The organism is Hyphococcus formosus, from assembly GCF_046736345.1.
GTDB classification, from domain to species: domain Bacteria; phylum Pseudomonadota; class Alphaproteobacteria; order Caulobacterales; family Parvularculaceae; genus Hyphococcus; species Hyphococcus formosus.
Genome location: NZ_CP157210.1, coordinates 1,283,420 through 1,307,970, shown reverse-complemented (window position 1 = coordinate 1,307,970; position 24,551 = coordinate 1,283,420). Strand labels below are relative to the sequence as shown.

Annotated in this window: 25 protein-coding genes; 12 read left to right on the top strand and 13 right to left on the bottom strand. The window is 53.0% G+C overall.

Annotation, left to right across the window (positions count from 1 at the left end; all coding sequences use genetic code 11):
- Nucleotides 1–88: 88 nt before the first annotated feature.
- Entirely contained in the window at nt 89–1,798 is a 1,710-nt protein-coding gene (locus tag ABFZ83_RS06080; RefSeq protein ID WP_411818545.1) for a M28 family metallopeptidase, read from the top strand.
- Between the two features lie 92 nt (nt 1,799–1,890).
- Here ABFZ83_RS06080 and ABFZ83_RS06075 read toward each other — a convergent pair whose 3' ends face one another.
- Complete coding sequence (locus ABFZ83_RS06075; protein WP_411818544.1) at nt 1,891–2,337, bottom strand: YHS domain-containing (seleno)protein; 447 nt, start codon at nt 2,335–2,337, stop codon at nt 1,891–1,893.
- Between the two features lie 196 nt (nt 2,338–2,533).
- Between ABFZ83_RS06075 and ABFZ83_RS06070 the strand changes: the two genes are divergently transcribed.
- On the top strand, nt 2,534–4,303 hold the full coding sequence (locus tag ABFZ83_RS06070; RefSeq protein WP_411818543.1) for a DUF885 domain-containing protein: 1,770 nt from the start codon (nt 2,534–2,536) through the stop codon (nt 4,301–4,303).
- A 6-nt stretch (nt 4,304–4,309) separates the two neighbouring features.
- Nucleotides 4,310–4,834, top strand: coding sequence for a GNAT family N-acetyltransferase (locus ABFZ83_RS06065; protein ID WP_411818542.1), 525 nt, complete (start codon nt 4,310–4,312; stop codon nt 4,832–4,834).
- Here ABFZ83_RS06065 and ABFZ83_RS06060 read toward each other — a convergent pair.
- Genes ABFZ83_RS06060 through ABFZ83_RS06050 form a run of 3 tightly spaced genes read right to left on the bottom strand, consistent with a single transcriptional unit; the run spans nt 4,831 to nt 7,543 of the window.
- A complete protein-coding gene (locus ABFZ83_RS06060; protein ID WP_411818541.1) occupies nt 4,831–6,303 on the bottom strand; it encodes an AMP-binding protein in 1,473 nt (490 codons plus the stop codon). The two genes, ABFZ83_RS06065 and ABFZ83_RS06060, sit on opposite strands and share 4 nt — an antisense overlap.
- Before the next feature lie 42 nt (nt 6,304–6,345).
- Nucleotides 6,346–7,209 carry an MBL fold metallo-hydrolase gene (locus tag ABFZ83_RS06055; protein ID WP_411818540.1) on the bottom strand — a complete coding sequence of 288 codons (864 nt, stop codon included), beginning with the start codon at nt 7,207–7,209 and terminating at the stop codon, nt 6,346–6,348.
- Nucleotides 7,210–7,228: 19 nt separating this feature from the next.
- The gene (locus ABFZ83_RS06050) at nt 7,229–7,543 is read right to left on the bottom strand and encodes a metalloregulator ArsR/SmtB family transcription factor (protein WP_411818539.1); all 315 of its coding nucleotides are present in this window, start codon (nt 7,541–7,543) and stop codon (nt 7,229–7,231) included.
- A 40-nt stretch (nt 7,544–7,583) separates the two neighbouring features.
- Between ABFZ83_RS06050 and ABFZ83_RS06045 the strand changes: the two genes are divergently transcribed.
- From ABFZ83_RS06045 to shc, 3 genes are all read left to right on the top strand, one after another.
- A complete protein-coding gene (locus ABFZ83_RS06045) occupies nt 7,584–8,045 on the top strand; it encodes a YeeE/YedE family protein (RefSeq protein ID WP_411818538.1) in 462 nt (153 codons plus the stop codon).
- On the top strand, nt 8,038–8,457 hold the full coding sequence (locus ABFZ83_RS06040) for a DUF6691 family protein (protein ID WP_411818537.1): 420 nt from the start codon (nt 8,038–8,040) through the stop codon (nt 8,455–8,457). The genes ABFZ83_RS06045 and ABFZ83_RS06040 overlap by 8 nt, the downstream gene beginning before the upstream one ends.
- A 63-nt stretch (nt 8,458–8,520) precedes the next feature.
- On the top strand, nt 8,521–10,563 hold the full coding sequence (shc, locus tag ABFZ83_RS06035; protein ID WP_411818536.1) for a squalene--hopene cyclase: 2,043 nt from the start codon (nt 8,521–8,523) through the stop codon (nt 10,561–10,563).
- On the opposite strand, the gene ABFZ83_RS06030 is transcribed toward shc, so the two are convergent.
- The 3 genes from ABFZ83_RS06030 to ABFZ83_RS06020 form a co-directional block, all read right to left on the bottom strand.
- Nucleotides 10,564–11,586 (bottom strand): methyltransferase, encoded by a 1,023-nt coding sequence (locus ABFZ83_RS06030; protein ID WP_411818535.1) that lies wholly within the window; start codon nt 11,584–11,586, stop codon nt 10,564–10,566. It abuts the gene before it with no gap.
- A 64-nt stretch (nt 11,587–11,650) separates the two neighbouring features.
- Nucleotides 11,651–12,778 (bottom strand): SO2930 family diheme c-type cytochrome, encoded by a 1,128-nt coding sequence (locus ABFZ83_RS06025; protein ID WP_411818534.1) that lies wholly within the window; start codon nt 12,776–12,778, stop codon nt 11,651–11,653.
- Complete coding sequence (locus ABFZ83_RS06020) at nt 12,775–13,995, bottom strand: parallel beta-helix domain-containing protein (RefSeq protein WP_411818533.1); 1,221 nt, start codon at nt 13,993–13,995, stop codon at nt 12,775–12,777. Before ABFZ83_RS06020 ends, ABFZ83_RS06025 begins: the two co-directional genes overlap by 4 nt.
- A 122-nt stretch (nt 13,996–14,117) precedes the next feature.
- Here ABFZ83_RS06020 and ABFZ83_RS06015 point away from each other — a divergent pair, with 122 nt between their 5' ends.
- The gene (locus ABFZ83_RS06015) at nt 14,118–15,599 is read left to right on the top strand and encodes an amidase (protein WP_411818532.1); all 1,482 of its coding nucleotides are present in this window, start codon (nt 14,118–14,120) and stop codon (nt 15,597–15,599) included.
- Between the two features lie 21 nt (nt 15,600–15,620).
- Here ABFZ83_RS06015 and purQ read toward each other — a convergent pair whose 3' ends face one another.
- The 4 genes from purQ to purC form a co-directional block, all read right to left on the bottom strand.
- Nucleotides 15,621–16,283 (bottom strand): phosphoribosylformylglycinamidine synthase subunit PurQ, encoded by a 663-nt coding sequence (gene purQ / locus ABFZ83_RS06010; protein WP_411818531.1) that lies wholly within the window; start codon nt 16,281–16,283, stop codon nt 15,621–15,623.
- A 4-nt stretch (nt 16,284–16,287) separates the two neighbouring features.
- Nucleotides 16,288–16,530 carry a phosphoribosylformylglycinamidine synthase subunit PurS gene (gene purS, locus ABFZ83_RS06005; RefSeq protein ID WP_411818530.1) on the bottom strand — a complete coding sequence of 81 codons (243 nt, stop codon included), beginning with the start codon at nt 16,528–16,530 and terminating at the stop codon, nt 16,288–16,290.
- A 62-nt stretch (nt 16,531–16,592) separates the two neighbouring features.
- Entirely contained in the window at nt 16,593–17,330 is a 738-nt protein-coding gene (locus tag ABFZ83_RS06000; protein ID WP_411818529.1) for a hypothetical protein, read from the bottom strand.
- A 34-nt stretch (nt 17,331–17,364) separates the two neighbouring features.
- Entirely contained in the window at nt 17,365–18,141 is a 777-nt protein-coding gene (purC, locus tag ABFZ83_RS05995; protein ID WP_411818528.1) for a phosphoribosylaminoimidazolesuccinocarboxamide synthase, read from the bottom strand.
- A 278-nt stretch (nt 18,142–18,419) separates the two neighbouring features.
- On the opposite strand from purC, the gene ABFZ83_RS05990 reads away from it, so the two are divergent.
- Both ABFZ83_RS05990 and ABFZ83_RS05985 read left to right on the top strand, forming a co-directional pair.
- On the top strand, nt 18,420–18,743 hold the full coding sequence (locus tag ABFZ83_RS05990; RefSeq protein WP_411818527.1) for a DUF1476 domain-containing protein: 324 nt from the start codon (nt 18,420–18,422) through the stop codon (nt 18,741–18,743).
- Nucleotides 18,744–18,852: 109 nt separating this feature from the next.
- Nucleotides 18,853–19,626 carry an SDR family oxidoreductase gene (locus ABFZ83_RS05985; RefSeq protein ID WP_411818526.1) on the top strand — a complete coding sequence of 258 codons (774 nt, stop codon included), beginning with the start codon at nt 18,853–18,855 and terminating at the stop codon, nt 19,624–19,626.
- 6 nt (nt 19,627–19,632) lie between these two features.
- Here the strand turns inward: ABFZ83_RS05985 and ABFZ83_RS05980 are convergent, their stop codons facing one another.
- On the bottom strand, nt 19,633–20,280 hold the full coding sequence (locus tag ABFZ83_RS05980; RefSeq protein ID WP_411818525.1) for a DUF2959 family protein: 648 nt from the start codon (nt 20,278–20,280) through the stop codon (nt 19,633–19,635).
- A gap of 193 nt (nt 20,281–20,473) precedes the next feature.
- Here ABFZ83_RS05980 and ABFZ83_RS05975 point away from each other — a divergent pair, with 193 nt between their 5' ends.
- From ABFZ83_RS05975 to ABFZ83_RS05965, 3 genes are read left to right on the top strand one after another with little or no spacing between them, the layout of a single operon-like run.
- Entirely contained in the window at nt 20,474–21,037 is a 564-nt protein-coding gene (locus ABFZ83_RS05975) for a LemA family protein (RefSeq protein WP_411818524.1), read from the top strand.
- 55 nt (nt 21,038–21,092) lie between these two features.
- Nucleotides 21,093–21,782, top strand: a complete 690-nt coding sequence (locus tag ABFZ83_RS05970; RefSeq protein WP_411818523.1) for an aspartate/glutamate racemase family protein — start codon at nt 21,093–21,095, stop codon at nt 21,780–21,782.
- Nucleotides 21,783–21,784: 2 nt separating this feature from the next.
- Entirely contained in the window at nt 21,785–22,750 is a 966-nt protein-coding gene (locus ABFZ83_RS05965) for a M48 family metallopeptidase (RefSeq protein WP_411818522.1), read from the top strand.
- 37 nt (nt 22,751–22,787) lie between these two features.
- Here the strand turns inward: ABFZ83_RS05965 and ABFZ83_RS05960 are convergent, their stop codons facing one another.
- Entirely contained in the window at nt 22,788–24,545 is a 1,758-nt protein-coding gene (locus ABFZ83_RS05960; protein WP_411818521.1) for a LysM peptidoglycan-binding domain-containing protein, read from the bottom strand.
- Nucleotides 24,546–24,551 lie beyond the last annotated feature (6 nt).

Below are 24,551 nucleotides of genomic sequence, written 5' to 3'. Positions count from 1 at the left end.
TAAATGCTGACTGGTTTGCCATTTGACCAGTGACCGCGAGGCGTGCAGAGTCCCGGCTTCAACAATTTGATTCCTGAGGGGCCGCCAAATGACTTTCAGAACCCATGCCGCGATTGCGGCATTGACCATGCTAACGCTCGGAGCCTGTGGCCAGAGCGGCGACAAAGCCAACGAAACGACAAAACCGGCACAGCAAAGCGCCGAGGACGAGACGACACTAGAAGGCTCGTCCGTTGTTCTCGCGCCCTTAGATGAAGAAAACCTGCGTGCGCGGATTGCGAAATTGTCCTCCGATGAGTTCGAGGGCCGCGCGCCGGCGTCGAAGGGCGGAATGAAGACCCGCGAATATTTAACCGCCGAGATGCAGCGGATCGGACTTGAGCCCGGTAATGGCGATAGCTACGAGCAGAAAGTGCCATTGGTCGAATTAACGGTCGAACCGGAACAATCAAACCTGATGATTGACGGCGAGCTGATCGAATATGGTTCCGAAGCGGTATATTGGACCAAACGCGTCGTGGAAGATGTGTCCTATACGGATAGTGATCTGGTTTTTGTCGGTTACGGTGTTGTTGCGCCGGAATATGGCTGGAATGACTACGCTGATATCGATGTGACCGGAAAAACCGTTGTCATGCTCGTTAATGATCCCGGTTATGCGAGCGGCGATGATGCGTTCTTCAAGGGCCGCGCCATGACCTATTATGGTCGTTGGACATATAAATATGAAGAAGCGGCGCGTCAGGGCGCTGCGGGTGCATTGATCATTCACCAGACCGCACCGGCGGCGTATGGCTGGAATGTTGTCGAGGGCAGTTGGACCGGGCCACAGCTCGATCTCGAACGCCCTGATGGCGGCGAGGGCCGTGTCGCGCTTGAAGGCTGGATACAAGAAGACATCGCCCGTGGCCTTTTCGATAAAGCCGGGCTTGATTTTGATGCATTGACCGCCGCCGCAAAAGAGCGCGGGTTCAAAGCGGTTGAAATGGGCGACCTTCAATCGTCTGCGACCTTGAAGAATACGGTTCGGCGGAGCGAGTCGGCGAATGTTGCGGGTGTTATTCCGGGAACGGAGAACCCGGACGAATATGTTCTTTATATGGCGCATTGGGACCATCTCGGCTTTAATGCGACGGTGACCGAAGGCGATGCGATTTCTAACGGCGCTGTCGATAATGCAACAGGCACCGCGGGAATTCTGTCGATTGCCGAAGTTTTCATGAATTCTGAAACCCGGCCCAAACGCTCGCTTATGTTTGTTGCGGTCACGGCCGAAGAATCGGGCCTTTTGGGGTCGGCCTATCTTGCGGAAGATCCGATTGTACCGCTTGCGAACATTGTCGGCGGGATCAATATCGATGGTGTTCTGCCAATGCCACCGGCAAAGGATATTATCGTTGTTGGATATGGCGCGTCAGAGCTTGAAGACCTTTTGAAAAAAGCGGCGGACAAGCGTGACATCTATTTGCGACCGGATGCCGAGCCGGAAAAAGGCTATTTCTATCGCTCCGACCATATCTCGCTGGCGAAAAAGGGCGTGCCTATGCTCTATGCCGATAGCGGGATTGATCTCGTCGATGGCGGTGAAGATGCGGGCCGTGAATTGGCAGAGAATTATACGGTCAATCACTATCACCAGCCGTCGGACGAATATTCGCCCGACTGGGATTTGACCGGCATGGCTCAGTCAATGACCATCTTCGCCGAGGTCGGTGCCGATATGGCGTACACAGATATCTGGCCAAACTGGTATGACGGTAACGAGTTCCGCGCATTGCGCGATGAACAACGCCAATAGGTTGAAAATCGCACTGAATCCTAGATTTGGTGCGTAGTTATCCACCCCATAGCGAACGCGGCTATCGTGCCTGTTCGCTATGGAGGAGGTGCTTATTGTTCAAGAACGGTCGGCCAGTTTTCGTCCGCAAGTTCGATAAAACCCGGAATGTCTTTGATCCAATCTTGCTGAACCTGTTTGTTGTAGTTCAGGTAGAGCTTGTCATCGACAATTTTCCAGACCGTGGGATCGCCCGGCGCGGTGTAACCTTGTGACACGGCCCAAGCGCAATAGCCGCCATATTGCGGCGCGTAGGCCGCAGGGTCGGCAATAAAGGTCGCGCGGTTTTCCGCCGACGCAAAGCGCCATGTGGCCCCTTTATATTTGTAGAAGAATTCCTTTTTGCCTTTGGTTGGCGTTTCTTCGGTGAAGTAGGCAACTGCGTCATAGCCGCCGACGGCGACATCGGAGAAGCGCCCGGTATTGATGGGATCTTTCGCAAATGCAAAACCGGTTACGGTTGCAACTGCTACGAGCAGTGCAATTATTTTTCTAACCATGGTGTTTTCCTTTGAAGTCAATTTCGGCCGAAAGGTAAGAACCCTAATTCGGCGAGGCAAAACACAACGCATCACGAGATGGCGAGTTCGACACTGAAATGTTCGACATTGGCGACAGCAAACAATATTGCAGAAACCGCTGGAACATCAGAATGATCGTGATAGCGTATCGGAAATTTCGAGATGGGAGAGCAGGATGCAGCTTCAGAAAATACTCAAGACGGTCGGAATCGCAGCCAGCGCAGTAGCGCTTTCCGTTTCGGCCCATGCGGCCCCATCGGATGATCTGACCGAGCTGTTTGACGAATATTGGGCGAATGAAATGGAGGAGAATCCATTCAGCGCGACCTATTCGGGCGTGAGTGGTTATGAAGCTGAGGTTCCTAAAGTTGCGCCCGAAGACCATGCGCGCCGCCGCGCCGAAGCCGAGCGGTTTTTAGAGCGCTTGAACGAAATCGATCTGGCGGCCCTATCCGCAGAGGAGCAACTCAGCGCAAAATTATTGGCGTTTATTCTTAAACATGATGTCGCGTTGTCGGCCTTTGATAGCTGGCGCATCCCGTTTTTGGCGGATACCGGGTTTCATACGGATTTTGGCTATATCGTGAGCGCAACACCGTTCCGTACAGAAAGCGATTACGAGAACTATATGGCCCGCCTTGAAGCGTTGCCGGAATATATCGAGCAAAATATCGAAAATATGCGCAAGGGATTGCGTGACGGCTTCACCCAGCCAAAAGAGATAATGCCGCTGATTATGCCGTCATTTGCGGCGCAGATAAAAGAAAACCCGGAAGAGCATTCCTATTTCGCACCGTTCAAAAATTACCCGGCGACGATTTCGGAAAAAACGCAGCGCCAAATAACCGCCCAGGGTAAAGAGGTCATCGAGACGAAAATCATTCCCGCTTATGAGCGGCTTTATGAATTCATGAATGAAGAATATTTGCCCGGCGCGCGCACAACGCTGGGTGCCTATTCATTGCCGAATGGCGAGGAATTATATGCGGCGCTTGTTCGTTATTATACGACGCTTGACGACGCCACGCCCGAGCAAATTCACAAACTTGGCCTTAAAGAAGTTAAGCGCATCCGCAAGGAAATGGATGAGGTCACCAAAGAAACAGGTTTTGAAGGATCGTTCAAAGAATTTATCGAATATCTCCGTACGGACGAACAGTTCTATGCGAAAACGCCAGAAGCGCTGCTCGAACGCGCGGCGTGGCTCTCAAAGGATATTGATGGGCGACTGCCTGCGTTTTTCGGAAAGTTGCCGCGCCAACCCTATTCGGTTGAGCCGGTGCCGGAAGATATTGCGCCGAATTACACCACGGGCCGGTATGTTGGCGCGCCAGCCGATGCGGATCGGGGCGGACAATATTGGGTGAATACCTATGCGCTCGACAAACGCCCGCTTTATGCATTGCCCGCATTGACGCTGCACGAGGCGGTACCGGGGCATCATTTACAAAGCGCATTGGCGCTGGAGCTTGAAGGCACGCCGGAATTTCGCAAGCAATTCTACCCCCACGCCTATGGCGAGGGATGGGGGCTATATTCGGAAAAGCTGGGCGTGGAAATGGGTATCTATCAAACGCCTTATGATCATTTCGGCCGGCTTTCCTACGAGATGTGGCGGGCATGCCGATTGGTAATCGACACCGGGATTCACGCAAAAGGTTGGACCCGCGAACAGGCGATGGATTATCTCGCATCGAACACGGCGCTATCGCTTCATAATGTTCAAACCGAGGTTGATCGTTATATCGCGTGGCCCGGCCAGGCATTGGCCTATAAAATGGGTGAATTGACGCTGTGGGAATTAAGAGCGAAAGCCGAAAAAGAATTGGGTGACGATTTCGATATTCGCGTGTTTCATGATGCAGTACTGACGAGCGGCGGATTACCGCTGGAATTGCTGCGTGAGCGGATAAACAAATATATTGACGACGAAAAAAAGAAGTAAAAACCAATGAAGCTTGAGATAGAAACCGAACGGTTGCGCCTTCGGGTGCACCGTCTTGATGATTATCCAGCGATCAAAAAACTCTGGGCAAACCCCGAAGTAACGCGCTTTATCGGCGGCGAACCCAGAGGCGAAGAAGACAGTTGGTTGAAATTCCTGCGAATGGCGGGGCACTGGCATTTGATGGGCTATGGGTTTTGGGCGGTCGAAGAACGCGCCAGCGGCCAGATTATCGGCGAACTTGGTTTTGCGGAATTCAAACGTAACATGTCGCCAACGCCCTCGATCGTGCCCGAAATGGGCTGGGCGTTCGACCCCGCGTTTCATGGGAAAGGATTAGCTACCGAAGCTGCGCTAGCCGCGCTCGCATGGGGCGAAGAGAAATGGCCGGGTGAACGTCTGTCTTGCATCATCACGGCGGAGAATGCGCCGTCGATAAAACTCGCCGAACGGATTGGGTTTAAGGAATCTGCGACGACCGAATATCAAGGCGACGAGGTGTTCCTGTTTTTCCGCGAGCCGGGCGCTTAAGAAAAGGCTGAGCGATATTGCTCGCGCATGGCCTGTTTCTGGACCTTACCCATGGTGTTTCGGGGCAGGGCATCAACCCAGAAAAATTTGCGCGGGCGTTTGAAATCGGCGAGCGATGATAACGCCGCGTCGATCACCGATTGTGCCAGCGGCGCGGTTTCGGCGACCAGCACCGCAACCACCCCTTCGCCCATATCAGGATGGGGCACACCAATGACGGCGCTATCGGCGATACCCGGGATCGCGTCGAGGCATTGTTCGATTTCGATGGGATAAATATTGAGGCCACCAACGATGATCAGATCTTTTTCACGCCCCACCAACGAAAGCCGCCCCTCTTTATCGATGTGGCCGACATCACCCGTTTTAAAATAACCGTCATCGGTAAAGGCTTCGGCGGATTTGTCCTCTTTGCGCCAGTAACCGGCGCAGATATTCGGGCCTTTGACTTCGATTTCGCCAATATCTTCGCCGGATGCGACGCGTACGGATATACCGGGCAAGGGGAAGCCAACGGTACCAGCAATGCGATCACCTTTAAGCGGGTTAGAGGTGATCATACCGGCTTCCGACATGCCGTAACGTTCAAGGATTTTATGTCCGGTCCGTTTTTCGAAACTCTCAAATGTTTCCTTCGTGAGTGGGGCCGATCCGGAAATGAACAGACGAATAGTTTTACAATCCTCGAGGCCGAAATCTTCGTCCGCAAGAAGGCGGGTATAAAAGGTCGGTACACCCATCAATAAGGTAGCATCGGGAAGTTGTTTGCGGATTTGTGTCTTATTGAACTTCGGAAGAAAGATGATCTCTGCGGCGGACAGCATCACCGTATGAAGGGCAACAAAAAGACCGTGAATATGAAAAATCGGCAGCGCATGAAGAAGCACATCATCGCCAGAAAACCCCCATAATTCATTCAACGCTTTCGCATTCGAGCGGAGATTATCGTGGGTCAACATCGCGCCTTTCGAGCGCCCGGTTGTACCGGATGTATAAAGGATCGCCGCGAGATCATCAGGGCCACGGGCTTCGATATGAAAGTTTTCCGGCTCAAGCGCGTCAATCAATGAGCCGTCATGATCTGTGCCGAGTGTAAAACCTCGTGGGATATTTTGTGTGACCGCAGAAAGCGTCTTTTGCCGATCAGGCGCACAAACAAAAATCGCGGGGTCCGCATCTTTCAGAAAGTAATCAACCTCATCGGCAGTATAGGCTGTATTTAATGGAACATAGGTTAGTCCCGCACGCATGGCGCCCAAATAGAGCGCGACATTCTCCGGTGATTTTTCAACCTGCACGACGATGCGGTCGCCGGGTTTTGCGCCTGCTTTGGTCAAGCTTGCGCTTATGCGCGCGGAAAGCGCATCAATGTCGCCATAGCTATAGGTCGTCCCGTTCGGCAAGCGCAGAAAGGTTTTATCGGTGCGATCAGCGAATGCCGAATGAAGCGTTTCAAAAAAATTGGTCATATGACAACGCTAAGCGATTTTGTGATGTCTGACGAGCGTGAATTAAAACGCGTTTATCGGGGTTCTGAGATAGCTGATCCCATTGTCGTCAGGCGGCGGCATTTCGCCGGCGCGCATATTGACCTGCACCGAAGGCAAAATCAGGCGCGGCATGGAAAGGGTTTTGTCACGGGTTTCGCGCATCTCGACGAATTCGTCTTCGTTGATACCGTCTTTAACGTGAACGTTTTTCTCGCGCTGTTCGGCCACTGTCGTTTCCCACGCAAATTCGTCGCGGGTGGGGGATTTATAGTCATGGCACAAGAAAAGTCGGGTTTCCGGGGGCAGCGCAAATATTTTCTGAATGGACCAAAACAATGTGCGCGCATCTCCGCCGGGAAAATCGCAACGGGCCGTACCATAATCGGGCATGAATAACGTATCGCCCACAAAGGCCGCATCGCCAATGACAATCGTCGCACAAGCCGGCGTATGACCGGGAGTGTGCATAAAATATCCGTCGATCGACCCTAGGGAGAATTTTTCTTGATCGTCAAAGAGTTTGTCGAATTGGCTGCCGTCCCGCGCAAATCCGTTCTCGGCATTGAATACCTCGCCAAAGGTCGATTGAATAGTATCAATATGCGCGGAAACACCCAGCTTGCCGCCAAGCTTTTGTTTGAAATAGGGCGCAGCCGTTAAATGATCAGCATGCACATGGGTTTCAAAAATCCACTCAAGTTTCAGGTTGTTTTGTTTGATATAGTCGATCATCTTATCGGCGAACTCCGTCGAGGTTCGCCCGGCGGCGGCGTCGAAGTTCAGAACCGAGTCAATGACTGCGCACCGCTTTGTCGATGGGTCGGAGACAATGTGGCTCGCAGTAAACGTCTCCTCATCGAAAAAGGTCTTTACGTGTGGTTTCATGCTATTCTCCCCGAAAGCGTTATGATTGTTCAGGCGCGAATGCCGTACATAATGCGTCAATCACCTTTACCAAGCGCGGATCGGTAATCGAGTAATACACATTTTTTGACTCCCGCCGTGCACTGATCAAGCCCGCATCGCGCAAACGGCCAAGATCTCTCGAAAGGTGTGGTTGTGGTACTCCAATATCCGCTTCGATCTGGGATACATTTTTCTCACCTTCCTTCAAAGTGCAAGCGATTAACAGCCGGTTGGCATGACACAGGGTTTTCAAAAGCGCCGAAGCGTCCTGTGCATGGCGTTGTAGATCGCTGGTATCTGGTGTTCTAGACATGTGACTCCATACAATACTTGTCATTTAACATAAGTGATATATGTTAGACGTCAAGGCGCTAATAAGGAGCAGTAAATTGGAAAGCTTTACGCCAATATCGGCAATGATAGGCGGGGTGTTGATCGGCATTTCCGCGGTGCTCTTTATGCTCCTGAATGGCCGCATTGCCGGTATCAGCGGGATCATCGCGGGCGTTCTGGTACCGGGCGGAGATCGCGCGGACCGTTATCAGCGATTGGCGTTTATCGCCGGTTTGTTCATCGCGCCATTTTTGGTTTGGCTTGTTGAGGCGCGGCCGGCCGTGAATTTTCCGCAGCCACTTTGGATGGTGGTCATTGGTGGATTTCTGGTCGGGTTTGGTACGCGCTTGGGCGGCGGTTGCACCTCCGGCCATGGGGTTTGCGGCATTGCGCGTTTTTCTAAACGATCAATAGTTGCGACACTGACCTTTATGGTGAGCGCGATGATCACTGTGTTTGTGATAGGGCAATTCTATGGGTAATAATAAGAACATTTTAGCGTCACTGCTTGTCGGGCTTTTATTCGGTCTGGGCTTAACGGTATCCGGCATGGTCAATCCCGAGAAAATAATCGGCTTTCTCGACATAACCGGAAACTGGGACCCGACCTTATTGGTCGTGATGGCGAGTGCCTTGCTCACAACCTTCATTGGCTACCGTCTGGTATTCAAAAGGCAAAAGCCAGTTTTGGCCGACGCGTTTCAGATCCCCACGAAAACGGTGATCGACCGCCCACTGGTGTTGGGGGCAGTCCTGTTTGGGGTTGGTTGGGGAATGTCAGGCTTCTGCCCCGGGCCGGGGATAAGTGCCGCCGCGATTGGCGGGGTTATGCCGTGGGCGTTTATCGGCGCAATGGCCTTGGGCATGTGGTCGCGGGGCTATTTAAGGGCCTAGTCGCCAAAGTCCTTAAGGGCTACAAACCCCTCAGTTGTTTTGAAGCTCATAAAGGGTTTGACCATGTATGACGACAAAGTGGCCGGCGCGGAAAGCCGTTCCAATTTTGACCGCCAGCTTGAAAGTACAATCGACAGTGCAGCATCATGGTTAGCCGAACGCCAAAAGCCCGAGGGCTATTGGGTGGGTCGTCTCGAATCAAACGCTTGTATGGAGGCGCAATGGATTCTGGCCCTGTGGTTTATGGGGCTGGATGATCACCATTTGCGCCCACGCCTAGCCCAAAGCTTGCGCGAGACCCAACGGGAAGACGGCTCATGGGAAATTTATCACGATGCGCCTGCGGGTGATATCAATACCACTGTTGAAGCCTATGCGGCGCTTCGCTGTGTAGGTGACCGCGCGAGCGATCCACATATGGTCAAAGCGCGTGAATGGATTTTGTCAAAGGGTGGCCTTAAAAATATCCGCGTGTTTACGCGTTATTGGCTCGCGCTGATTGGTGAATATCCGTGGGAGAAAACACCGAACCTTCCGGTCGAAGTTATTCATTTCCCAAACTGGTTTGTTTTCTCGATCTATAATTTCGCGCAATGGGCGCGCGCGACGCTTATGCCGATTGCGGTTCTATCTGCGCGGCGTCCGTCAAGACCGCTGCCAAAGGGCCGGCAATTAGATGAGCTGTTTCCCGAAGGTCGCGATAAGTTCGATTATTCTTATCCACAAAAGCCCGGTGCAGGATTTCTCGATAAGTTCTTTCTTGGTGCGGATAAAGTGTTACATGCGCTGCAAAGCTTTGGCACGACGGCCAAGGTTGGCTTGGCGCGTAATGGCTCGGTCAAGCGTTGCCTTGAATGGATTATCGAGCATCAAGATGCAGATGGTGTTTGGGGCGGTATTCAACCGCCATGGATCTATTCCTTGATGGCGCTTTATAACGAAGGCTATGCGCTTGATCACCCTGTTGTCGCTAAGGGTTTGGGCGCGCTCGACGATCCGCGTTGGCGGGTTGATGTTGGCGATGCGACCTGGATCCAGGCATCGACCAGCCCTGTTTGGGATACGGTTTTGACGCTGCTGGCGTTCGATGATTGTGACCTTAACGAGCGCAAAGCCAAAGAGGTTGAAAAGGCGATCAATTGGCTTTTGGGCCAGCAGGTTTTGCGCGATGGCGACTGGAAGGTAAAATGCCCAAAGCTTGAGCCGGGCGGTTGGGCGTTTGAATATAAGAATTACTTTTATCCCGATACAGATGATACCGCTGTTGCGTTGATTGTTCTCGCGCCTTTCCGGAATGACCCGAAATGGCGTGAGCGCGGAATCGAGCAAGCGATTGATCGCGGCGTGAATTGGCTCATCGGCATGCAATGCAAAAATGGCGGCTGGGGCGCGTTCGACAAGGATAACGAAAAGCAAATCCTCACCAAAATTCCGTTCTGTGATTTTGGCGAAGCGCTTGATCCGCCATCGGTTGATGTCACGGCGCATATTATCGAGGCATTTGGCAAATTGGGGATCGGTAAAGACCATCCGTCAATGGTGCGTGCGCTCGACTATATTAAATCCGAGCAGGAAGCCGATGGCGCATGGTTTGGCCGGTGGGGTGTCAATTACATCTATGGAACCGGCGCTGTCCTGCCAGCGCTTGAGGCGATCGGCGAGGACATGTCCCAAGCCTATATCCGCAAAGCGTCCGATTGGTTGATCTTGCATCAAAATGAAGATGGCGGCTGGGGCGAGAGTTGCGCGTCCTATATGGACGTCAAGCAAATGGGCAAGGGGACATCCACTGCGTCACAGACCGCGTGGGCACTTATGGGGCTTGCGGCCGTCGGACGGCCAGAGGACGAGCGCGCGGTTGCGGACGGTATCGAGTTCCTGATCGAGCGTCAGCGCGACGGCACATGGAACGAGCCCGAATATACCGGCACGGGTTTCCCGGGGTACGGCGTTGGGCAAACGATCAAGCTCAATGATCCGTTACTCAAGGAACGGCTAAAACAAGGGCCTGAATTGTCCCGTGCGTTCATGATCAATTATAATCTGTATCGTCACTATTTCCCGCTGATGGCACTAGGCCGTGTTCGCGAGAAATATTCGATCTAGTTATTTATACGCGATTGCTGCGCTTGTCGGTCCGGCGAGCGGCAGTATTTCGGTGCGAGAGAAGCCCACTTCCTTGCACCAACCATCGAAATCGGCACCGGTATAATCGAAACCGTCGCCGGTTTCGACGAGCATATTCAACGACATCAATAAGCCAAAGGCGTTTTCGCGGCGCTCATCGTCAATGATGTTTTCAATGGCAATGAAGGCACCGCCAGAGGGCAGGGCTTCATACGCTTTGGTGATGAGCATTTTTTTGACGTCGAGATTCCAGTCATGGAGAATATTCCCCATGGTGATGATATCGACTTTTGGGAAGCTATCCTTGAAGAAATCAAGGTCAATCGCATCGATACGGTCGCTTAGACCCGAGTCCGCAATGCGTTTCTTTGCAATAGCCGTCACGGCAGGAAGGTCTGCGGATATACATTTTATATTGGGATGGCCTAGCGCAATGGCGCGTGCGAGCGTTGCGCCAGAGCCCCCAACATCGCAAAGGGTTTTGTAACCGGAGAAATCAAATTTCTCCGCAAGCGCCATAATATTACCGATTTGGATGCCTGTCATGGCATCAATGAATTGTTCGAGCCTTGCGGGGTCGTCATAAATTGCATCGAACAAAGGTTTGTCCGAGTTCTTTAATTCATTTTGCGCTTTACCCGTGCGCAACGCCTCGGTCAGATCACCCCAGGAATGATAGAGCCGTGCATTCGCCATTTCGAGGAAGCCACCAATATAGGCGGGGCTGCTTTTATTCAAAAACGCAGCCGTTTCCGGTGTGTTTTGATAGGTGGCATCGCTTCCATTGCCGTCTCGCAAAAGGAATTTCAGTGCGACCAGCGTATCAAAAAAGTCGGGGTTCGCGCGTGGGTGCAGCCCTAACGAATTGCAAAGTTCAACGCCGTTCATGGGCTTTTCAGATAGCTTGGTAAAAAGCCCAAGTTCTGTCGCGGACAGAAGCACCTTTGCGGGAAAAAATGCCGTTGCGGTCTGAAGGATATGGCCGGGATTTAAATCGTTCATCAAATACAACTCCCCATTTCGGCGAATTCTAACATTTCGCGAATTATGCGGCAAACGGAATAGGTCAAGTGCCGCAGGCACCATCCATTTGCGCAATCCATTCGCGAATTAGACCAACCCCTTCTTCATGGGTGACGCCGCGTCCTAACTCCGGCATCATTGCGCCGGGATCATTCGTCTCCATGCGATATACGAGGATCGACCGGTCCGGGTCACCGGGGACGATTCCGTGAATGCGTCCCCCTGTACCGGTACCGGCGGCAATCGGCGTTTTGCAGATCCCGAGGGATGCGCCCGTGGCATCCGGTTCCAAATCTAAACCGGAGGTATCTGCCGGTCCGTTGGGGTTATGGCAATGACTGCAATTGGCATCGAGATAGGCCCGCGCGCGCCGATCGAGCGGCTCGTCAAAATTAAGCCAATCTGCATTTCGCGGCGCTTCATCCGTCAATTCAGCGGTAAGCAACCCTTTGGCAATCCAGTGATCGAGTTGATTGAAGCCCGCGGCGAAGCTCGATTGTTTGTTGAGGTGACGCGCTTTGATCCCAATCGGTTTAATGGCTTTTGTGGTCGCGTTGGTGGCATGACATCCAGCGCATTGATTTACATTCGGCACCAGATACGCAAAGTCTTCGCTTCGTTCGTCAGGGCGATTGAGTGTCAACGGAATGATCGCGCCCGTGCGTTTTAAATATGCGTCGGTCTGTTCATCATTCCATAAATAGGCGACGGCATCCCAACCAGATTCCCGACGGGTCAGAATGCGCGTTTCGATCAAGCGAAGACCATGTAGATCCATCATGCGGCTCGAAACAGTTCGGGCGCGGTTGTAGGTAACCTCGTCCTTTGTGTCGGCCGTTGGATAATAGAAAGTCTTTGTAATGACGGTGCCAACAGGCATGTCAAACGCTTCATCAGGATTGTAAACGGACTGCGTTCCGTCCGGGAGCCATATCGTGCGCAATTTCAATGCATAATCTGAAAAAAGCGGCGTGGCGATATCATAGGGAATGACATTATCAGCGAGTGTCATTGTTTTCTCACGAACGGAGAACATACCCCAATCGCTTAACGCGTTGGGGTTTTCTTCTTCGTGAAAGGTAGGTTGCGTATCCTCCTCAGCGGCGCATGCAACAGCGCTTATTAGAAGTAACCCAAGGAAGATACGCCTGACGTAAATCGAAATACTCATAGATCAACGAGTGGTCCCTTCAGCGTCACCGGCGAAAGTTTTTCAAAGGTGCAATTGTGGGTGCCGTCCTCGACAATATGCGGGTTCTTGTTTCCGTTCGGACCATCAACATTTAACACCTTCGCGTCGCCATTCTGCACGCACAACGCATCACTTCCGGTGGCACCATCAACGGTATAGCCGTCCCAAAGCACATCCGGCAGCCGCCCTTGCGGACCGACTACGGCAAGCTTTAGTGCCTGAAGGTCCAGGCCGTCCGGGTTGTTTCCGCCGCCCTCAAAGCGATTGTCATAAACAAAAATACCATCGGGGTAGGGATCAAAATCATCCTGCATGTCGCTATTCCCAATATCGGAGGAAAATACGCTGGCGACGATGACATTGGCGGTTCGGTGATCGCGGATGGTGTTGTCAAAAATTTCGACATCGTCATTTGAATTGACGACAATACCAGACCCCGCAGGAATTGAGGCGACAGGGGTGCCTTTATGGCCGAAATTCTTTGTGTTGTTTTCAAATACATCGTTTTCGAAAACGCGGGTGCGTTCACCCGGTTGTTTCAAATTCGGCATATTAAAAACCAAAATTCCGCCAGTGTTATTGGTAGCGACATTGCCATAAACGTCGGCGTCAAAAGTATTTTCGATCTCGATACCGGCGACATTATATTCGGCGCGATTATTGCGGATGACGACATTATGTGACTGCCCGACATATAAGCCCGCATCTGAAGCGCCGATGGCGATATTTTCTTCCATCAAGAGATTTTGCACCTGGACCGGATAGATGCCATAGGCCCCATTTTTCGTTTTGGGTCCGTTGGTCCATTCCGTACGTACACGGCGGATGATGATATTCTCTCCCTCGGACACCTTGAGGGCATCGCCCTTGGTATCTTCAATCGCGAGGTCTTCAATCGTAAAATCACTGGCGGTGACCAATAACCCTTCAGCACCAGCCATTTGTCCCGCAAAAGACAGAACCGATTTGTCCATCCCTTTGCCGCGGATCGTTACGCCATCCACCGTAAGGCTGAGGGATCGATCGAATGAAAACCGTCCTTCTGGAATTTCGATAACATCGCCCGGCTTGGCATCAAGTAATTGTGCCATCAGCACCTCTTGATAGTCGGAATCTCCCTCGGGCGCTTTTGGTGTCTTCTCACCGCATGAAACAACAAAAAGAAATGCTGCGATTGCGAAGGCGGTCTTCCTCATAGTTACTCCCCTTAATAGTTCGAATTGTTCATTCCCTCTGCGCTCTTGTCTTGATTTTACTGGCGCACGCTTACAGCATTTCATGATGCCGGAATCGCAACAGGAATAAAAGGAAGCTTTGCATGTCACTGACGCGACGGAATTTGATGGGAAATGGCAGTATCGGGGCGGCGCTCCTGATGATGGGGAGCGCATGCTCGCGGCCTGATCAAAAAGCATCGAACGATCTAGCTGCGCTTGACGGCGTGGAAACGGCATCGCGGATCAAGTCGGGTGAGTTAAGCGCCGAAGAAGCGGTTGAGGCTGCGATTGAACGGACGCAGCGCATAAACCCTGAGATCAATGCGATCGTTCAAAAGACATTCCGCCGTGCACGCAAAGAAGCGGTGAGCGCATCGGGGCCGTGGGCCGGGGTGCCAACGTTCATTAAAGATCTCGACGATGTTACCGGTGTCGGTACCGCCTTCGGCAGCCGTGCCTTTCCCGGTTATCGCGGAAAGGAACAAGTCCCGCTCATTAACGAGTTTCTTGGCCTCGGCGTTGTTAGTCTCGGAAAATCAACGACCCCTGAGTTTGGTCTTTCAGCCACCACGGAACCACTTAGCAGCGGAAAAACCCGAAATCCGTGGAACACAAATCATTCGACAGGCGGGTCATCAGGCGGCGCAGCGGCCCTTGTGGCCAGCGGGGTTGTGCCGATTGCTCATGCCAGCGATGGGGGCGGGTCCATTCGAATCCCTGCGTCCTGTTGCGGCAATGTCGGGCTCAAGGTTTCACGGGGACGTAATCCGACCGCGCGTCCCGATGATGTTGTCGGGCCCATTCGCTTGTCCGTACACGGCGCACAAACGAGAACGGTGCGGGATACGGCCGCTATTGCGGCAGCGCTGGCGGTGCAGGACAACGGTCTCGAACCATTGCCTTTGATATCCGGCCCGTCTGAGCGCCGTTTGCGGATCGGTTTTACAACCCTGGGGCTTGGCGGCTTGCGGCCGGTGGCTGAGGTCGATGCTGCGACCCGTAATGTGGCTGCGCAATGCGAGGCGCTTGGTCATCAGGTTGAAGAAGTCGAACTGCCGATCGAGCAGGGGCTCGACGAGGATTTCAGCCTCTATTGGGCAGCCTTTGCCCATAGCGCGGTCACCTTTTGGGAGAAGAAAACTCATCTACCCAGAAACGGTATGGCATTCGAACCGTTCACGCTCGGACTGACAAAGCATTTCGAAGCCCATATGGACCGGTTTGACGGCGCGATTGCCCGTTTGCAAACCGTTGAAGGGATGATGAACGAATTCCACCAAAATTACGACGTGGTGTTATCTCCTGTCGTATCTGCGCCGCCGCCGGAGATTGGTTACCTTGATGGTGGGCTTGATTTTGAAACGACGCTGGACCGCTTGACAAGATATGTTCAGTACACCGCGCTCTACAATATAACCGGTGCACCTTCGATTTCGTTGCCCTTGAGCATGTCAGATAATGATCTGCCGATTGGCAGTATGTTTTCTGCAAATCTCGGGCAGGAGGCAATGCTGCTTGCGCTCGCCTACGAGCTTGAAGAGGCAATGCCATGGGCGGGGCGGCGACCACCCCTGTTTGGCTAGCGGCGATGATGGCGCGGTTGTCTAGGCAACCGCGTTGATAACGCTTTTGAAAAACTCGGTGCCGTCAGTGCCGCCAAGGAGTGGCGAAATCACCCGCTCCGGATGGGGCATCATGCCCAAGACATTTCCGGCATCATTGATGACCCCGGCAATATCGCGCGCAGAGCCATTCGGATTATCGACATACCGGAATGCGATCCGGTCTTCCGCTTCGAGCCGGTCCAGCGTTTCATCATCGGCGAAATAATTGCCGTCATGATGGGCGACCGGAAAATTCAGATAGCGGTCTTTGTCGAGGCCTTTGGTGAAGATCGAGCTGTTATTCTCAACACGCAGATTCACCGAGCGGCAAACGAAATCAAGGCCTGCATTGCGCATCAATGCGCCGGGCAGAAGGCCCGTCTCGCAAAGCACCTGAAAGCCATTGCAGACACCGATGACCGGCGCACCATTTTTCGCTTTTTCAATCACGTCGCGCATGATCGGCGATTTCGCCGCCATAGCGCCAGCGCGAAGATAGTCGCCATAGGAAAAACCGCCGGGCAGGGCGATCAGATCTGTATCCGGAACAGTGCTGTCACCATGCCAGACCATTTCCGGCTTTTTGCCGGTCGCTTGTTCGAGGGCAACCGCAATATCGCGATCACAATTTGAAGCAGGGAAAACAATAACTGCGGTTTTCATAAGGCTAGGCCAAAATCTCGATTGCGTAATTTTCCATGACCGGATTGGCCAACAGCTTTTTGCACATTTCTTCCGCTTTTGCGCGGGCTTCGACCTCGTCGGTTTCGGCCAGTTTCATTTCGATGACCTTGCCCTGACGAACGCCAGTTGCGCCTTCAAAGCCTAATCCGGCGAGGGCGTTTTCAATGGCAACGCCCTGTGGATCAAGGACACCATTTTTCAAGGTAATCGTAATTTTGGCTTTCATTAGGCTCGTTCCGCTTAGCTTCGCGGCAGTGATTACGCCCATGCGCCCATAAGTGCAATCACCTAAAGCGAATAGCCTAGAAAGATACGGAATTCTGCATCACTGGCGGCGCGCGAGATACCAAATAATGCCCCCACGCCATAGCTGATATCATTTGCGATACGGCCGCGCACAATCGGACCCACCTGATGGGACTGATCGTTGAAATCACCAAAGGCGGCCGTCGTATTGTATCGATTGAACATCTGCACCCCAACCCGCATTTGACGGACATCTGAGACCGTCAGCTCTGATCGGGTTTCAAGCCTAATTCCCTTTTTTGCCAGATCGCCGACCTCTTTGGCCGCATAGACATTGGCCCGGAGTTCAACGCGCGGACTTAGATCAATACTGTTGAGCCATGCGAAGCGCGCCCGACCACTGACGTTATTTGCTGTGGGGATCCGGCCTTGTACCTGAACCGCGCTGTTCCAGCCTTCTTGTACTTTCCGGAACTGATATTGCGCTTCAGTTTGAAAATGGCGGATTTTAACATCGCCATTTTTGTTGTTTTGCGTGACCACGAATTTCATTCGGGTGCGGTCGCTGACGGAATGCCCGTAATCAAAGCGATGGGTGAAGTCATCGCTGCCGCCGGTCGGTTCGACAGACAGGCGATAGCCAAAATCCCGCCGCCCTTCGGTGATATTGGGGTTGCTCACACCGCTTGTGTTTTGCGCGAAGGCTGAAGCGGCGATTAGTTCCTGAGCCAGAAAAGCCAGAAATACGAAAATCAGACGCAACCACGCTAAAGACGACACATCAATTGCTCTCAAAATGGCCGAATGCCGGCCACTATTTTTCGTTATCGCTGACCAATACCGGACCGGTCTGGCCAGAACTTTCGTTCTCACGCAACAGACCCAAACGGCGCGCGACTTCGCGATAGGCGTCGGTGACGTCACCAAGATCCTGACGGAAGCGGTCTTTATCCATGATATGGCCGGTTTCCATATCCCAAAGACGGCAACTGTCAGGGCTGATCTCATCGGCCACGATCAGGCGCATCATGTCGCCTTCATACTGGCGGCCAAATTCGATTTTGAAGTCCACAAGTTTGATGCCCACAGCGGTGAACATGCCCGAAAGGAAATCATTCACCCGCAGGGCAAGCGCCATCATGTCATCAATCTCTTGCGGGTTGGCCCAGTTGAACGCGGTAATGTGCTCTTCGGAGATTAGCGGATCACCGAGATCGTCGTTCTTGTAATAGAATTCGATAATCGACCGGGGCAGGGCCGCGCCGGTTTCGATACCAAGGCGCTTGGCAATACTGCCGGCAGCGTAGTTCCGCACAACCACTTCGAGCGGCACAATTTCTACATGGCGGACCAGCTGTTCGCGCATATTGAGGCGACGGATGAAGTGGGTCGGCACGCCGATTCGCTCAAGGCCCGACATCACATATTCTGAGATCCGGTTATTCAGGACGCCTTTGCCCTCCAGGACCGCTTTTTTCTGATTATTGAACGCGGTCGCATCGTCCTTAAAGTACTGAATAATCGTACCCGGTTCTGGACCTTCAAACAGGATTTTTGCCTTACCTTCATAGATCTGTTTGCGGCGGGCCATCTTTTGGTAATCCTTTCAATGCCTTAACGGCAACTTTTCAGCTTGTATCAAGCCGATAAAATCAGATGTCAGCGACTCAAGTGCTGTGTTTCCATCCTGTCGCTAGCACGGCTAGCCCATAGATAGAAGATGGCGGTTTACGCTCTGTGCGCCAATTAGAAAAGCCCTGGGAAAAATCATTTGAATGCATTGCGTTGCGCACAGGCAAAACCAATACTAAGTACCATGAAATTGCACGGTTTAGTCCCAAAACCAGCCCTGTTCCGGAGACCTTAAAGATGTCTATTTTCGATGACCGCGAAGACAAGTTCGAGAAAAAATTCGCCCATGACGCCGAGTTGAAGTTCAAGGCCGAGGCGCGGCGGAACAAATTGCTCGGATTATGGGCTGCTGGCCTATTGGGCAAAACTGGCGCAGACGCCGATGCATACGCAAAAGAGGTCATCAAAGCGGATTTCGAAGAAGTGGGCGACGAAGACGTTTTCCGCAAAATTCGCGCTGATTTTGACGCCGCCAATGTCGAGCAATCTGATCACCAGATCCGCCGCCAGATGCAGGATTTCATGAGCGAGGCGTTGCGTCAGCTACAGACCGAGGGCTAATCGGTTCTATCATAATTCGATTAATACAAGCGCGCTCATTGGACTGCATAAACCAATGGGCGCGCTTTTTCGTTTGGGGTAGGTTTATAAAAAATCGAAGGAGTATCGAATGGGACGGGTCGCCGGAAAAAAAGCATTCATCACGGGCGGAGCGCAGGGGCTGGGTGCCTGCTTTGGACGCATGCTCGCCGATGAGGGCGCAAAGGTTTTCCTAACCGATGTAAAGAGCGACGAAGCGTCGGCGGTGGCGGCCGAGATCAACAAAAAACATGAAGGGGTTGCGAGTTCCATTGCCCATGACGTGACCAAGCGCGACCAATGGGAATCCGCGCTGGAAGCTGGTGCTGATTTCATGGGCGGCATTGATATCCTGATCAATAATGCCGGGATCGGGACATTCGGTTCAATTGAAACCGAAACCGAAGAGAACTGGCGTCTGACCCAAGCGATTGATGTGGATTCGATTTTCACCGGAACGCAATTGGCGATGCCCTATCTCAAAAAATCGCAACCGGCATCCATCATCAATATCTCGTCGGTCGCAGGCATGATCGCTGATGGAAACATGATTGCCTACAACACCGCGAAAGCGGCGGTCTGGATGATGACAAAGTCCATCGGTCTTCATTGCGCCAAGTCGGGCTATGATATCCGTTGTAATTCTGTGCATCCGGTCTTTACCCGTACGCCGATCATCGACCCGTTAATTGCCATGGGTGGCGGAAATGAAGAGGGTGAAAAACGCCTCGTCTCGCAGATCCCGTGGAAGCGCCTCGCAGAGCCCGAAGATATTGGCTATTGCGTGCTTTATCTGGCATCGGATGAGTCCCGTTATGTCACGGCGTCCGAGTTCAAAATCGACGGCGGCATAACTGCGCAATAAAAGGCGCTAATCATTCATCGTTTCGATAAAGCGGTCGGCCTCTTTGATCGCGACATTCATCTGCGCGATCAGTGTATTTACGCGCGTTTCGATTTGTGTGCGTTCCAGCTCGAGCGAGGAAATCGCTCGGGCATTTAGGTTGTGTTTTAAAAACAGAACCTGATCACGATAGATCGATAAGACCGGGTCCATTGAATCTGCCGCGCTTTCCATGGCAGTCATCAAGCGGTCGTAATCGCGCCGGGTTGCGGCGAGTTGTGCGGCAGACCGGTCTCGTAATTCCTTGCTTTCATATAATTTCAATTCGCTTTGCCATTCGCGAAACAAACGCGAGCCAACGTCATCGACACGCTTGATCCGTTTGCGAACGTCTTCGGCTTGGGTCGTGGAGCGGTCGAGCGCCGCGACCATATCGTCATATTGTTGTTCGAGTGCGGCACTATCGACATCGACCAACTGGCGGAATTCATCAAGCGCCGCTGTAAAGACAGCCTGCGCCCTAGCTTGCTCGGTGCGTGCTTCGGCGACACGTTCGGTCAGGATATCCCGTTTTTCGATGCCTTGGCGCTCTAACGATTCATAATAGGCGGTTGTGCAGCTCGCGGTTAGGACTGACAGCGCGCAGATCAATGCACGCATGAGTTGGTAAGGCATCGGGAACTCCATTCGGCAGAACGCCAATATAGTTTGTATTTTATCGATCACCGCGCAAATGACCATAGAATATAGCCAATGAAGGCGGCTAGGTAACGATTGCCGCAAGAGACCGAACCCCCTACAATGATTGAAAGATTCGGAAGCAACAGTGCCGAGGCGTGCTGATTGCGCCAAATGAAAAGGAGACCGCATGTCCGGCTTTTTAATTTTACTCGCGATTGTTGCCGCACTCATTTTCGTTGTTATCATCATCTACAACCGGATTGTTGCGCTCAGTCAGCGTACGGAGCAGGCCTTTGCGGATGTGGATGTGCAATTGCGCCAGCGCCATGACTTGATCCCCAATCTTGTGGAAACCGTGAAAGGCTATGCCAGCCACGAAAAAGAAACCCTTGATGCGGTCATAAGCGCGCGTAACGCGGCGCAGGCGGCCAGTGGCCCTGCGGCCCAGGGCCAGGCCGAAGGCGTATTGGGGGCGGCTCTCGGGAAGCTATTTGCACTGGCGGAAGCCTATCCGGACCTCAAAGCGAATACGAACTTCCTGGAGCTTCAGCGCGAGCTTTCTGATGTTGAGAACAAGATCGCAGCCGCGCGCCGGTTCTTTAACAACGCTGTGCAGGAATTTAATACGGCCATTCAGCAAATTCCCGGCAATTTTGTTGCGCCCCTAGGTGGTTTCAGCGCCAAGGAATATTTTGAGATTCCCGAGGTCAACCGCGCGCAGGTTGAGGCGGCACCGGAAGTCAAATTCTAGGCGGCGCATAGATGCACTCGGCGGCGGTCGGTGCGGCGCCGAGTGGAGACGTAAAATGAAGCTATTAGGCCTTGTGGGCGGGGTGAGCCCTGAATCGACAGAAATCTATTACCGCCTATTGAATGACGCCGCGCGGAAAAAATGTGGCGGTCAGCATTCAGCCAATCTCATTGTCTATACCCTCGATTATGGGGTGATGATCAAACACTATGATAACCGCGATTGGGATCAGTTCCGGGCGGAAGTGGTGCGCGGCGCGAAAGCAGTGGCCGCAGCGGGAGCCGAAGCCTTGGTGATTTGTTCGAATACGACCCATGTTGGCGCGAAGGCGAGCGCAGAAGCGACCGGGCTTCCGGTTATTCACATTCTTGATACGCTTGTTGCGGAAATGCAGCGCCGGTCGGTCGAGAAGCCGCTATTGCTTGGGACACCCGTTGTCATGGCCGAAGGGTTCTACCGCGATGAATTGGCCAAGCGGTTCAGCGGCGATGTCACCGTACCGTCTGCGGAGGATCGTGAAATCGTCGGGCGGATCATACTTGAGGAATTGGTTGAGGGCGTCGTTCGGGACGCCTCGCGTCAGGAACTCCTTGATGTATGTGAACGCAGCGGTGGTGATGGCGTGATATTGGGCTGCACCGAGCTTTGCATGATCCTGTCTCAGGACCACCTCTCGCAGCCGGTTCTGGACACCACAAGCATCCATGCGCAAGCGGCAAGCGCATTCGCCTTTGGGGAGGGGTAGCTGTGGGCGCGTTTGGCCTTCAGACTCATATCTGGAACAATAATCTAAAATCCATTCTCCTGCTCGCAGGGTTTCCTTTCCTGTTGGTGTTGTTGCTCTATGGGTTGTCGGTCGCATTTGTTGTCTTGAATGGCGATGTCACTTCAGTAGGCGGTGGTTTGTCGCTCGCGGCGGATCATGTCGCGCGCTTATGGCCGTTTGCGCTTTTGGGCGCGGCCGTCTGGTTCGGCATTGCGTGGCTGTTTTACCAAACGATGATTGAGGCGGCCGTGGGCGCTCGTGGACTGACCCGCAAAGAAGCGCCGGATTTGTACAATCTGTTGGAAAATCTGTGTGTCTCGCGCGGGCTGCGTACGCCCAAGATAAATATTATTGAAACTCCGGCGCTGAATGCGTTCGCCAGCGGACTGAGCGAGAAAAGCTATAAGGTGACCGTCACCCGCGGATTGCTGGAAACGCTCGACCGCGATGAATTGGAAGCGGTGTTAGCCCATGAACTGACCCACATCATGAACCGCGATGTACGGCTGTTGATTATCGCCGTCATTTTTGTGGGCATCTTTTCGTTCTTTGGCGAGATGATTTTTCGAAATGCATTCCGGAGCGGTGTGCGGGTGGGCGGTCATACGCGCTCTCGCAAGGGGGATAGTCGCGGCGGCGGTATTTTGATCCTGATCGCCGCGCTTATTGTCATTTTCGCTTATCTACTTGCGCTGGTGATCCGGTTTACATTGTCGCGTAAGCGCGAATATCTGGCCGATGCAGGCGCGGTCGAATTAACGCGCAATCCCGACGCGATGATCTCGGCCCTGCGCAAGATATCCGGGCGCAGCAAAATCAACGCGCCCAACGACATTCAACAAATGATGATCGAAAATGACGCGCGTTTTGCGGGCATATTCGCGACGCATCCAGCGATTGAGAAGCGGATTGAAGCGCTGACAAAATTTGCAGGGGGAAGGGAATAGGGCTCATCAAGCCTGAGTGCTGATGAGCCCCATTGAATTAGTCAAACAAGCGATATTGCGCCCGTAATGAAAGACGCGCATCGGGCGCTTCGGCTGTCGCGCCAATGGCTCCGCTGAGATTGATCCGTAAGCGGTTGTTGATCGCGTAAGAACCACCGAACAGGAACGAACCGACGGTTGATGACGGTGATTTCGTCACTGTGAATAGCGTAACGGGGTCTTCGTAGAGAAGGTTTCCGGCACCGTCTTGGGCCTGTTCACGCGGCGTGTTCGGATTACCGTCATCTGGCAACAGGATTGGTGCTCGCGTGACAATCTCAAAATCGTTGCGCGACTGGAGGAAGAAGCTCTGGTCATAGCCAAAGTTCATGGACAGGCGCTCATTGAGCGAAAGGCCAACGCCGATGCTGGTGCGGATCGCATCACCGGGATCAAAGTCCAGCAAGGTCGAGGTGAAGGGCTCAGACACCGTCAATTGTTCGTTCGGCGATGTCGGCAGGTTAAATTGATAGCCCACATTGGCGTAAAGCGAAGCCGGATCACTCGACAGGATAAAGGAAAGGCTAGGCTCGATCGTCCAGAAGCCTGAACCGGTTGCCAGTTCGGTTTCAATGCCATTGTCGGGATCGCGTTCAACATCAAACGGGCCGGTGCCGGTTGGTGCTTTCACCCGAAGGTTCGCAACCGTATAGGGCAATTTCCGGCCATTATTGAGCTGATAGTGGAGGCCCATTTCTGCGTCGCCAATGCCGCGACCATCAAGGTCCCGTACAGAAGTGGTTGAATCGTCGATGGCGACGCCGGAAATACGGTCTTGGCGCGAGACATAGGCAATCCGGCCATCAATTTCCAAGCGGTTCGTCAGGCCATATTTGACCGAAATGCTTTCGGAGACTGCGCGACGATCCGTATCCGTTGCTTCGATAGCGCCGATCAGAACGGCGTCAATAATCTCAACACCAGAAAAGAAGAAACGGTTATCGGACGCAACGGTGAAATCAATCGACGGCTCGATAAACATCGTGCCGCGCGGCGTCAGAATACCGCCAGCATCAGAGAAGATTGCCAGATAGGGCCGTTCTTCTTCCTCCTCTGGGCGAACACCAACTTCGGTCGGCAAGGCATCAGGTTTGCGATCCTTGTCGTCTTTCGGCGGTTGGTTGTTATTTGTCGCGACGCGGGTTGGCTGTGGTGCGGGCGCGGTGGCTTGCGCTGCCGCTGGTTGGTTCTCGGTTTTTTGCGGCGCAGGTTCCGCTTTCTTAGGTGCCTGCGCGACCGCAACCGGCTTTGGCTTCGGTTTTGGCTGTGGTGTCGGGGTCGCCGCAATTTGTGGTGCAGGCGCGCCCGGAAGTTTCAGCTCTTGTCCCGCGCGAAGCGGATAGGGTGCTTTGAGGTCATTGGCCTCAGCCAATTTGCGGATGGTCGTATTGTTGCGCCGAGCGATCGCAGAAAGTGTATCACCGCTTTTCACTTTGTATGTGCCGCCAGCGCTTGCATAGGCTTGGCCTTGGCTGATGGACGCCACGGTTTGTTGCAACATCTGGATCTGCTGTGCTTGCGCTTCGAGCAATGCATTTTGACGCTTGATCAATTCTTCCGCTTCGTCCAGACGGATCGTCTGTAGCGCGACGATGTCTTTCAAATAGACAAGGTCTTCTCCCATGGTCGGCTTAGGCATGATCTTTGTGCCTGCGGGCGTATCGGTCACCGCAGGGTTTTGATCAGCGAGGGCCGGACCGCTCATCGCTGCAGCAAATACCGCTGCAGCACTGTAGCGCAGCAATTTCGTTTTCATCAGAAT

Coding starts and splice junctions, on each gene's coding strand:
- ABFZ83_RS06080 (WP_411818545.1), top strand. CDS start 89: ATGACTTTCAGAACCCATGCCGCGATTGCGGCATTGACCATGCTAACG.
- ABFZ83_RS06075 (WP_411818544.1), bottom strand. CDS start 2,337: ATGGTTAGAAAAATAATTGCACTGCTCGTAGCAGTTGCAACCGTAACC.
- ABFZ83_RS06070 (WP_411818543.1), top strand. CDS start 2,534: ATGCAGCTTCAGAAAATACTCAAGACGGTCGGAATCGCAGCCAGCGCA.
- ABFZ83_RS06065 (WP_411818542.1), top strand. CDS start 4,310: ATGAAGCTTGAGATAGAAACCGAACGGTTGCGCCTTCGGGTGCACCGT.
- ABFZ83_RS06060 (WP_411818541.1), bottom strand. CDS start 6,303: ATGACCAATTTTTTTGAAACGCTTCATTCGGCATTCGCTGATCGCACC.
- ABFZ83_RS06055 (WP_411818540.1), bottom strand. CDS start 7,209: ATGAAACCACACGTAAAGACCTTTTTCGATGAGGAGACGTTTACTGCG.
- ABFZ83_RS06050 (WP_411818539.1), bottom strand. CDS start 7,543: ATGTCTAGAACACCAGATACCAGCGATCTACAACGCCATGCACAGGAC.
- ABFZ83_RS06045 (WP_411818538.1), top strand. CDS start 7,584: ATGTTAGACGTCAAGGCGCTAATAAGGAGCAGTAAATTGGAAAGCTTT.
- ABFZ83_RS06040 (WP_411818537.1), top strand. CDS start 8,038: ATGGGTAATAATAAGAACATTTTAGCGTCACTGCTTGTCGGGCTTTTA.
- shc (WP_411818536.1), top strand. CDS start 8,521: ATGTATGACGACAAAGTGGCCGGCGCGGAAAGCCGTTCCAATTTTGAC.
- ABFZ83_RS06030 (WP_411818535.1), bottom strand. CDS start 11,586: ATGAACGATTTAAATCCCGGCCATATCCTTCAGACCGCAACGGCATTT.
- ABFZ83_RS06025 (WP_411818534.1), bottom strand. CDS start 12,778: ATGAGTATTTCGATTTACGTCAGGCGTATCTTCCTTGGGTTACTTCTA.
- ABFZ83_RS06020 (WP_411818533.1), bottom strand. CDS start 13,995: ATGAGGAAGACCGCCTTCGCAATCGCAGCATTTCTTTTTGTTGTTTCA.
- ABFZ83_RS06015 (WP_411818532.1), top strand. CDS start 14,118: ATGTCACTGACGCGACGGAATTTGATGGGAAATGGCAGTATCGGGGCG.
- purQ (WP_411818531.1), bottom strand. CDS start 16,283: ATGAAAACCGCAGTTATTGTTTTCCCTGCTTCAAATTGTGATCGCGAT.
- purS (WP_411818530.1), bottom strand. CDS start 16,530: ATGAAAGCCAAAATTACGATTACCTTGAAAAATGGTGTCCTTGATCCA.
- purC (WP_411818528.1), bottom strand. CDS start 18,141: ATGGCCCGCCGCAAACAGATCTATGAAGGTAAGGCAAAAATCCTGTTT.
- ABFZ83_RS05990 (WP_411818527.1), top strand. CDS start 18,420: ATGTCTATTTTCGATGACCGCGAAGACAAGTTCGAGAAAAAATTCGCC.
- ABFZ83_RS05985 (WP_411818526.1), top strand. CDS start 18,853: ATGGGACGGGTCGCCGGAAAAAAAGCATTCATCACGGGCGGAGCGCAG.
- ABFZ83_RS05980 (WP_411818525.1), bottom strand. CDS start 20,280: ATGCCTTACCAACTCATGCGTGCATTGATCTGCGCGCTGTCAGTCCTA.
- ABFZ83_RS05975 (WP_411818524.1), top strand. CDS start 20,474: ATGTCCGGCTTTTTAATTTTACTCGCGATTGTTGCCGCACTCATTTTC.
- ABFZ83_RS05970 (WP_411818523.1), top strand. CDS start 21,093: ATGAAGCTATTAGGCCTTGTGGGCGGGGTGAGCCCTGAATCGACAGAA.
- ABFZ83_RS05960 (WP_411818521.1), bottom strand. CDS start 24,545: ATGAAAACGAAATTGCTGCGCTACAGTGCTGCAGCGGTATTTGCTGCA.